Annotated in this window: 10 protein-coding genes; 8 read left to right on the top strand and 2 right to left on the bottom strand. The window is 69.4% G+C overall.

Annotated elements, in window-relative coordinates; all coding sequences use genetic code 11:
* The first annotated feature begins 247 nt into the window (after positions 1–247).
* From RMO12_RS05470 to RMO12_RS05435, 8 genes are all read left to right on the top strand, one after another.
* Positions 248–2,245, top strand: coding sequence for a M3 family metallopeptidase (locus RMO12_RS05470; RefSeq protein WP_309638511.1), 1,998 nt, complete (start codon positions 248–250; stop codon positions 2,243–2,245).
* Between the two features lie 22 nt (positions 2,246–2,267).
* On the top strand, positions 2,268–3,059 hold the full coding sequence (locus RMO12_RS05465) for an SDR family oxidoreductase (protein ID WP_309638510.1): 792 nt from the start codon (positions 2,268–2,270) through the stop codon (positions 3,057–3,059).
* A 117-nt stretch (positions 3,060–3,176) separates the two neighbouring features.
* Entirely contained in the window at positions 3,177–3,731 is a 555-nt protein-coding gene (locus RMO12_RS05460; RefSeq protein WP_309638509.1) for a PaaI family thioesterase, read from the top strand.
* 14 nt (positions 3,732–3,745) lie between these two features.
* Positions 3,746–4,765: an NADP-dependent oxidoreductase gene (locus tag RMO12_RS05455; protein WP_309626706.1), complete on the top strand. Its 1,020-nt coding sequence runs from the start codon at positions 3,746–3,748 to the stop codon at positions 4,763–4,765.
* A 20-nt stretch (positions 4,766–4,785) separates the two neighbouring features.
* Positions 4,786–5,397 carry a cold shock and DUF1294 domain-containing protein gene (locus RMO12_RS05450; RefSeq protein WP_309638508.1) on the top strand — a complete coding sequence of 204 codons (612 nt, stop codon included), beginning with the start codon at positions 4,786–4,788 and terminating at the stop codon, positions 5,395–5,397.
* A complete protein-coding gene (locus RMO12_RS05445; RefSeq protein WP_309638507.1) occupies positions 5,394–6,581 on the top strand; it encodes a fatty acid desaturase in 1,188 nt (395 codons plus the stop codon). The genes RMO12_RS05450 and RMO12_RS05445 overlap by 4 nt, the downstream gene beginning before the upstream one ends.
* On the top strand, positions 6,578–7,522 hold the full coding sequence (locus tag RMO12_RS05440) for a glutathione S-transferase family protein (RefSeq protein WP_309638506.1): 945 nt from the start codon (positions 6,578–6,580) through the stop codon (positions 7,520–7,522). The genes RMO12_RS05445 and RMO12_RS05440 overlap by 4 nt, the downstream gene beginning before the upstream one ends.
* On the top strand, positions 7,519–8,427 hold the full coding sequence (locus tag RMO12_RS05435; protein ID WP_309638505.1) for an SDR family oxidoreductase: 909 nt from the start codon (positions 7,519–7,521) through the stop codon (positions 8,425–8,427). Before RMO12_RS05440 ends, RMO12_RS05435 begins: the two co-directional genes overlap by 4 nt.
* A gap of 110 nt (positions 8,428–8,537) precedes the next feature.
* Here RMO12_RS05435 and RMO12_RS05430 read toward each other — a convergent pair whose 3' ends face one another.
* Both RMO12_RS05430 and RMO12_RS05425 read right to left on the bottom strand, forming a co-directional pair.
* Positions 8,538–8,771: a hypothetical protein gene (locus RMO12_RS05430; protein WP_309638504.1), complete on the bottom strand. Its 234-nt coding sequence runs from the start codon at positions 8,769–8,771 to the stop codon at positions 8,538–8,540.
* A gap of 106 nt (positions 8,772–8,877) precedes the next feature.
* The coding region (locus RMO12_RS05425; RefSeq protein WP_309638503.1) for an ABC-type transport auxiliary lipoprotein family protein at positions 8,878–9,408 on the bottom strand (531 nt) is incomplete at its 5' end.

Genomic DNA, 9,408 nt, shown 5'->3' with positions numbered 1-9,408 from the left:
TGATCTACGGCGGCATGGCCCTGGGCATGCTGGGCGTGTGGATCATCGGGCGCGACGCGGCGCTCGGCCAAGGCATGGCGGTCGCAGGGGGTCTGGCCGTGCTGGTCGGGCTGCTGCTGATCTGGTTGCGCTCGCGCCTGCGCGCCGAACGCGGCGAGGAGCCGCCGCCATGACGCAGCCGCGGCCGGTCGTGTCCTGGCGCGGCGCGAGTCACGCCGAAACACGCCTTCCTATCCTTCGGATGACCATGATCCGAGCTTCGATTTGCACGCTTTGCCTGGCGGCACTGGCCGGGCTCATCACGCCGCTGCACGCCCGGGCCGAGACGCTCAATGTGTTTGCGAGCTACGCGCAGGCACCCGCGGTCAAGGCGGCGTGCGACACGCTGCTGCGCGATCTGGCGGGCCATCAGCGCAGCCTCGGCGCCCCCGAGCTTGCGCGCGGCGGTGCCGGCGGCATTGACGTGCTGGTCGGCTTGGACCGCCTGACGCAGCGCACCGAAGACACGATTGCGCCCTTGTCGCTGCTGGCCAATGTTCACCCGAGCAAGCCGCTGCGCGACGCGGCCGAGGCCTGCGAGCTGCGCTTGCAGGCCTTCTCCAGCCAGTTCTATCAGGACGCGAAGATCTACGCGCGCATCAAGTCCGCGCAGCCGACTGACGCCATCGATGCGCAGATGCAGCGCGGCCTGCTCGACAGCTTCGAGGACTCCGGCGTAGCGCTGACGCCAGCCAGGCGCCAGCGCGCCCAGGCGCTCAACAACCAGATCAGCAAACTCTCGCAAGACTTCGACCGCCGTGTGCGCGAGATCGCCACCACGGTGGCCTTCACCGAAGCCGAACTCGATGGCGTGCCCGTCAACGTGTGGAGCAAGGCGCCGCGCGACGCCCAGGGCCGGCGTCTGCTCGGCCTCGCGTACCCGAGCGTGCTGCCGGTGCTCGACAACGCACGCAATCCGCAGACGCGCGAGCGCATGTGGCGGGCCTTCCAGGCGCGCGGCGGCCAAGCCAATTTGAAGCTGCTGGCGCGGCTCGGCGCCCAGCGTCGCGAATACGCACGCCTGTTCGGCCTGGCGAGCTACGCCGAGTTCGCGGTGCGCCACCGCATGGCGCAAAGCGTCGAGCGCGTGCAGGGATTTCTCGGCGAAGTGAAGGCCGTGGTCGACCAGCGTGAGCAGCGCGACCTGGCCGACCTGCGCGCCGCCAAGGCGGCCGACCTGAAGCAGCCGCTGCAAGCCACCCCGCTTAAACGCTGGGACACCGGCTACTACGTCGAGCGCGTCAAACGCGAGCGTTTCGCGCTCGACCAGGAAAGCTTTCGCCGCCACTTCCCGACCGAGGCCAGCGTCGACTTCGTGTTCGCGCTGTCGGGGCGGCTGTTCAACGTCGGCTTCAGGCCGCTGCAGCAGACCCTGTGGCACGCGGACGCGAAGGCCTACGAGGTGTTCGACCTCGGCGACCAGCGCGCTCTCGCCACGCTCTACCTCGACCTGTATCCGCGCGCCGACAAATTCGGCCATGCGGCGGTGTGGTCGGTGCGCGGCTCGTCGACCTTGGACCAGCGCCTGCCGATCGCCGCACTCGTCACCAACTTCAACCGCGAGGGGCTGACCTTGGCCGAACTCGAGACGATGCTGCACGAGTTCGGCCACGCGCTGCACGTCGCGCTCTCCAACACCCGCTACGCCACCCAGGCCGGCACCAACGTGAAGCTCGACTTCGTCGAGGCGCCGTCGCAGATGCTCCAGGAATGGGTCTACGACGCCAAGGTGCTGGCCCTGTTCAGCCAAGTCTGTGCCGCCTGCGAGCCGGTGCCGGCCGATCTGCTCGAGCGCGCCACCGCGTCGCGCAGCTTCGCCAAGGGCCTGCTGTTCGCGCGCCAGCATCTCTATGCCAGCTACGACCTCGCGCTCTACGCCGCCAGCGCGCCCGAGCCACTGGCGCTGTGGGCACGGCTGGAGGGCGCCACGCCGCTCGGCTACGAAAAGGGCAGCCTGTTCCCGGCCGCTTTCTCGCACATCGCCGGTGGCTACTCGGCCGGTTATTACGCCTACCTGTGGAGCCTGGCGACCGCGCACGATCTGCACACCGCGTTCGCCGCCGACCACCTGAACGGCACCACCGGGCAGCGCTATCGCAGCATCGTGCTGGCCAACGGCGGGCAGATCGACGCCAACGAATTGGTGACGCGCTTTCTCGGCCGCCAGCCCGGCAACGCGGCGTTCTTCGAGTGGTTAGACCGTTGACACCTTTCAGAGAAAGACCTGCATGAGCCGCACTGTCCAGCAATTGTTCGACCTCACGGGCCGCACCGCGCTCGTCACCGGCGGCTCGCGCGGCCTGGGCCTGCAGATCGCAGAGGCGCTCGGCGAGGCCGGTGCGAAAGTGCTGCTCAGCTCGCGCAAGGCCGCCGACCTGGAGGAGGCCGCAGCGCAGTTGTCAAAGCGCGGCATCGACGCGCAGTGGATTGCCGCCGACGCCAGCCAGCCGGCCGAGGTGCTGCGCTTGGCCGACGAAGCGCTGCAGCGGCTGGGCCATGTCGACATCCTCGTCAACAACGCCGGCGCGAGCTGGGGTGCGCCCGCCGAAGACCACCCGCTCGACGCCTGGGACAAGGTCATGAACTTGAACGTGCGCGCGGTCTTCCTGCTCAGCCAGGCGATCGCCAAGCGCTCGATGATCGAGCGCAAGCGCGGCCGCATCATCAACATCGCTTCCATCGCGGGACTCGGCGGCCACCTGAACAGCCTGCAGACCGTGGCCTACAACACCAGCAAGGCCGCGGTCATCAACATGACGCGCCAGCTGGCCGGCGAGTGGGGCGTGCATGGCATCAACGTCAACGCGATCGCGCCCGGTTTCTTCCCGAGCAAGATGACCCAGGGACTGATCGCCAGGATGGGCGAGCAGACCATGGCCTCGCATGCGCCGCTCGGGCGCATTGGCGACGACGAAGACCTCAAGGGCGCCGTGCTGCTGTTCGCGTCGGACGCCGGCAAGCACATCACCGGGCAGACGCTGCCGGTCGATGGCGGCGTCAGCGCCATGATCGGCCTTTGAGATGACGACCGCCACGCACCTGCGGTGTTGCCCCCATGGCCCGGCGAGGGCCACTTCGTGGCCCCTGGGGCGCTCGGCCCTCTTGGGGCGGCCCAAGGGCTGAACGCCGGGCCCGCCATGCGCTTTCCGGTCCGCATTCCCTTCGTCGAGCAGCTTGGCTTCGAGCTGCTGCGCATGGGTGAGGGCGAGGCCGAGATTGCGGTGACGCTCAGCGAGGGCCTGTGCAACTCGTTCAAGGTGGCGCACGGCGGGCTCACGATGACCTTGCTCGACGCGGTGATGGCCCACGCCGCGCGCAGCGTCGGCGTTTCTGCGAGTCCGGCGCGCAGCGTCGGCGTTTCCGTGAGTCCGGCGCGCAGCGTCGGCGTTTCCCTCGGTCCGGCGCGCAGCGAAGACACCGATACCGACACCGGCGCGGCCGATCTCGGGCCCGGCGTGGTTACGATCGAAATGAAGACCAGCTTTATGCGCCCCGGCGAGGGTCGGCTCACGGGGCGCGGCAAGTTGCTGCACCGCAGCGCGACCCTGGCCTTTTGCGAAGGCAGCGTGTTCGCCGCGGACGGCGCGCTGTGCGCCCATGCGACCGCTACATTCAAATACCTGCGCGCGCTGCCCCGCGGCCGCGATGTCCTGCCGCTGCAACGACGGCCGGGCGACAGCGGATCGGATTAAAACGAGGAAACCCCATGACCACGATGAACCAGCAAATCCTGCTCGCCTCCCGCCCTGCGGGCGAACCCACCGCGAGCAATTTCAGGCTCGTTCAGACGCCGGTGGGCGAACCCGCCGATGGCGAGGTGCTGGTGCGCCACCACTACCTCTCGCTGGACCCCTACATGCGCGGGCGCATGAACGAGGGCAAGAGCTACATCGAGCCGCAGGCGCTGGGCGAAGTGATGGGCGGCGGCTCCGTCGGTGAAGTGGTCGCCTCGCGCAACGCCGGCTTCGCGGTGGGTGACAAGGTCGTCGGCATGGGCGGCTGGCAGGAGTACCAGCTTGTCGGCGCGAGCCAGGTCGCCACGCTGCAAAAGGTCGACACGACGCACATACCGCTCGCGGCTTACCTCGGCGCCGTGGGCATGCCCGGTGTCACGGCCTGGCAAGGCCTCACGCAGATCATCGCTCCCAAGGCGGGCGAAACGGTGGTGGTGAGCGCGGCCAGTGGCGCGGTGGGCGGTGCGTTCGGGCAGCTCGCCAAGACGCGCGGCGCACGCGTGGTCGGCCTGGCCGGTGGCCCCGAGAAGTGTGCCTACGTGACCCGCGAACTCGGCTTCGATGCTTGCATCGACTACAAGCTGCACAAGGATCTCGAGTCGCTTGGCGGCGCACTGAAGTCGGCCTGCCCGGGCGGCATCGACGGCTACTTCGAGAATGTCGGTGGCATGACCCTCGACGCGGTCTTGCTGCACTCGAACACCTTCGCGCGCATCGCGGTGTGCGGAATGATCTCGGGCTACAACGGCGAGCCGATACCGATGCTTCACCCGACGCTGATCCTCGTCAACCGCCTCAAACTCCAGGGCTTCATCGTCACCGACCGCCTGGATTTGTGGCCGGCCGCACTGCAGGAACTCGGCTCGATGGTCGCCAGCGGCAAGCTGAAGTACCGCGAAACGGTGGCCCAAGGTCTGGCAAGCGCGCCCGAGGCCTTCATGGGGCTGCTCAAGGGGCGCAACTTCGGCAAGCAGCTCGTCAAGCTGGTCTGAGTCGATCGGGTCGACCCATCATGCGATTCGAAGGCACGCTCAAATCATGGAACGACGGGCGCGGGTTCGGCTTCATCGAACCGGCGCAGGGCGGCGAGACGGTCTTCGTGCATATCAAGGCCTTCGGGGCTACTGCGCCGAGGCCTTGCGTGGGCCAGGCGGTCTCCTTCGAAATCGAGGTCGATCCGAAAGGCAGGAAGCGTGCAACGCAGGTCCAGCCCGGGAGTGCGGGTCCGCCTGCTCGGCAACGGCGCGACGCCTCACCTGCACAGTGGGGCGCCGCGAGCTACTACGCCATCCCCGCGTTCGGCTCCGTCTACCTGTTCGTCGACGCGCTCTGGCGTGTTCCCGGCTGGGTGGCCGGTCTGTACGTGGCCGTCAGCGGCATTTGCTTCGCTGCCTATGCGCTCGACAAGGCGGCGGCGGTGGCGGGGCGCTGGCGGGTTTCGGAAGGCACGCTCCTCACCCTGGGTCTGGCGGGCGGCTGGCCGGGCGCCATCGCCGCACAGCAATTGCTTCGCCACAAGTCGAGCAAGACGCAGTTTCGTTCGACGTTCTGGATCAGCGTCACGCTCAACGTGGTCGGGTTCATCTTGCTCAGTTCACCGCTGGCCTCGCGCCTGCTGCAATGAAGCCGAGGCCGGTGATGAAGAACGTCGAGCAGGAGCCCACGATGAGCCGCACCGCGTCGCCTGACGTTGGTGAGGAATTCCGCGACGATCTGCGGCCGCTGCCGGGCGCGCCCGCTGCGCCCGCGACGACGCGCGCCGGGCAGGGCAATGCCGCCGCGCGTCGCGTGCTCAGCGCCGAAGAGTTGTCGCCACTCACGCAACTGAGCGACGCCCGCTCGCTGGCCGCTGTGGCGCTCACCGTGGGCGTCAGCTCGGCGGCCATCGCCATCGGCCTCGCGCTCTGGCCCAGCCCCTGGGTGCTGGTGAGCTTGCTGGTGCTGGGCGTGCAGCACCACGCTTTTTTCATCCTGGCCCACGAGGCGGCGCACTACCGGCTGCTCGGCCACCGCGGCTGCAATGACGTGCTTGGCCGCGCCATCGGCATGGCGGGCGGCATCTCGATGTGTACCTACCGCGTCATCCACCGCCTGCACCATAACCATCTCTACGGCCCCGAAGACCCCGACACCGCCATCCATGGCGGCTACCCGCGCGGCGTCGCCTACCTCTGGAACAAGCTGGCGCAGGACGTGGCCGGCTGGAACGCCTGGAAGACCTACGCCTACTTCTTCGGCGCCCCGGCGATCCAGGACGACGACGGCAGCGGGCGCTCGCACAAACTGCTGAACGACACCTCGGCCGGGCTGCGCCACGCGGCGCGCATCGATCGCCTCTGGGTCATCGCCGCGCAGCTCGCCTTGCCGCTCGCCTGCCTGGCGCTGGGTGGCTGGCGCGGCCTGGCGCAGTACGCCGTGCTGTGGCTGCTGCCGCTCCTGACCGTGCTGCAGCCGATCCTGCGGCTGCGCGCGATTTGCGAGCACGGCGCCGTCACCGACCTCGGCTCGCCACTGACGGCGGCGCGCAGCAACCTCACGGGCCGCGCCAGGAGTGGGCGGCTGGGGGACACGCTGCTCAACCTCGCCGGCCGCGCGCTGCTGTTCCCGCACCACGTCAACCATCACCTCGAACACCATCTCTACCCGGCCGTGCCGCACTACCATCTGCCGCGCCTTCACCGGCTGCTGGCCGACAAGGGCGCGCTTGACCGCGCCGAAGTGCGCGACCTGTCCGACACCCTGCACCGCATCTTCGCGCCGAGCCCGGCGCGAGTCGCACGGCGCCCATCCATGACGGAGACAACATGAGCAACGACAGCAGTGAACTGATCCTCCACCACTATCCGCAATCGCCGTTTTCCGAGAAGACGCGGCTGATCCTGGGCCACAAGCGGCTCGAGTGGCGCAGCGTGATCATCCCCGTGATGATGCCCAAGCCGGACCTGCTGCCACTGACCGGCGGCTACCGCAAGACGCCGGTGCTGCAGGTGGGAGCCGACATCTATTGCGACAGCGCGCTGATCGCCAGCGTGCTCGAGCAGCGCGCGCCCGAGCCTTCAATCCACCCGGCCGAGTCCGCCGGAGCGGCACAGTTGATGGCGCAATGGGCCGACACCACGCTGTTCTGGACCGTGGTGCCCTACACCATCCAGCCGGCCGGTCTTGCCGCGATCTTTGCGGGCGCACCCTCCGAGGTGATCAAGGCGTTTGGCGAGGACCGGGCGGCGCTCACCAGCGGCCTGCACTGGCCCACCGTCACCGATGCGACCGCGCAGTTGCACACCCACCTGGGCTGGCTCGAGCAGCGGCTCGCCGATGGCCGCGCCTTCCTGGGTGGCACGCAAGTCAGCATCGCCGACTTTTCGGTCGCGCACTGCATCTGGTTCGTCAAGAGCGCGCCGCCGGTGGTCGCGATCCTCGACGCCTATCCCCGCCTGCTGGCCTGGCACGCGCGCGTGCTGGCCATCGGGCAAGGGCATCCCCGTGAACTCGGCTCCGGCGAAGCGCTGGCCGTCGCCGCCTCGGCAAAAGGCCATGCACCGTCGCGCGTCGAGTTCGGGCTGGGCTTCGATGCTGGCGAGCAGGTCACGGTGTCGGCCACCGACTACGGCCAGGACCCGGTGACGGGCCGCCTGGTCGGCCTCACGCGCGAGCGCGTCACGCTCGAGCGCCGCGACGACCGCGCGGGCCTGGTGCATGTGCATTTCCCGCGTCTGGGCTTTCGGATCACGCGGGGCGCTGGCACATGATCGAAAGCCTGGCCGGGCGCACGGCGGTCATCACCGGTGCGGCCTCGGGCTTTGGCCTAGAGGCTTCGCACGTCGCCGCGCGCGAGGGCATGAACGTGGTGATGGCGGACGTGCAGGCAGGCGCCCTGGAGCGCGCCGCCGCCGAGGTGGCGGCGCGCGGCGCGCCGGTGCTGGCGTTTGCGCTCGACGTGTCCAAGGCCGCCGAGGTCCAGGCGCTGGCCGACGCCACCCAGGCGCGCTTCGGCGCACCGCATTTCGTCTTCAACAACGCCGGCATCGCGGTCGGCGGCCTGATCTGGGAGCACACGCTGGCCGATTGGGAATGGCTGGTCGGCGTCAACCTCATGGGCGTGGCGCATGGGGTGCGCGTGTTCACGCCGATGATGCTGGCGGCGGCCGCAGCCGACCCCGGCTACCGGGGTCATATCGTCAACACCGCCTCGATGGCCGGCCTGGTCAATGCGCCCAACATGGGCGTCTACAACGTCACCAAGCACGCCGTCGTGGCGCTGAGCGAAACGCTCTACCAGGACTTGCGTCTGGTCACCGACCAGATCGGCGCCTCGGTGCTGTGCCCGTTCTTCGTGCCCACCGGCATCGGCCGGAGCGAGCGCAACCGCCCCGGCGAAGCGTGCGCACAGGAGCCCACGCGCAGCCAGCAGGTCGCCAAGGCGATGATGGACAAGGCCGTGAGCGCCGGCAAGGTCAGCGCCCAAGAGGTCGTGCAGCGCGTGTTCGACGCCGTCCGCGAGGGGCGCTTCTACGTCTTCAGCCACCCCAGGGCCCTGGCCGGCGTGCAGACGCGGCTCGAGGACGTGCTGCAGTCGCGCAACCCGAGCGACCCGTTCGCCGCCCGGCCAGAACTGGGCGAGCAGTTGCGCGCTGCGCTGCGGCGTGCGAACTGACGGCCGCACCGCGCTTCACGGTGAGCGACGCGCCTTCAGCGCCGACGCCTGCGCGGCACCGACCTGCCACGGCACGCGCGTGCTGCTCGTGCCGACACCATTGCCGACGGTCAACGTGACCGCATAGCGTCCGGCGGTGGTGGGGGTCCGCTGGTCACGCCGCTGGTGACGTTGATCTGCAGGCCGGGCGGCAGGCCGCTGCTGCCCCAGACGAGCTTGCCGCTGAGCGTGGTCGCGGTGAGCGTTAGCTGAGCCGGTGATCCGCTGACGCTGCGCTTCGGCCCCGGGTTGACGAGCCGCCGCGCGTCGAGCGCGAACAGCATGCAGTGGCCCGGCCGCACCACGCCCGGATTGCCAGGCAGCGCCAGGGTGTCGCTGCACGCCAGGTGCGACCGATCGCGTCGCGTCGACGATATGCGCCGCGTGAGGCACCCCCGCGCGGCGCGTCTATCAGCGGACGGCGCTCGGCAACAACGGCGCTACCGCGGTAGCGAGCTGTCGCAGCAACTCGCTGATCGCTTCGGCCTGCGCCTGCGGCGTGTCGGCCGAGGCGGGCAGATCGAAGTTCAGCTCGGTGGTGCCGAGCGGACGCGCGTCGGCGCCGGTGGTGGCGAGGGTGACGCGCGCATGGGCCTGCAGGCGGCGGGTGGCACGCAGGTAGTCGAGCGGCTGCAGCTCGACGGCCAGCGCCAGCGCCGGCAGCCGTTCGGCACAGCTCGCTTCGCACAGCAGATAGCCCGGCAGGCGAGGGCGCAGCGCGGCGACGAACTCGCGTGTCATCGCCACCTCGATGCGCTCGGCCCACACCGCATCGGGCCATTCGCCGAGCGTGCTGGCGTCGGCGCGAAAGCGTACGCGGCGCGACTGCAGGTGCTCGGGAATGTCGAGGCGGCGCACCACCAGCAGCGGCGTGCCGGGCGATTGAGTTTGCGCGCTGGCCGTGGCCAGGTTCACCGTGGGCGGCAGCGCGAGCAGCGTGCG

Origin of the sequence: Methylibium sp. (assembly GCF_031393925.1) — a bacterium.
Lineage (GTDB): Bacteria > Pseudomonadota > Gammaproteobacteria > Burkholderiales > Burkholderiaceae_C > Methylibium.
This window is presented reverse-complemented; position numbering and strand designations above follow the sequence as displayed.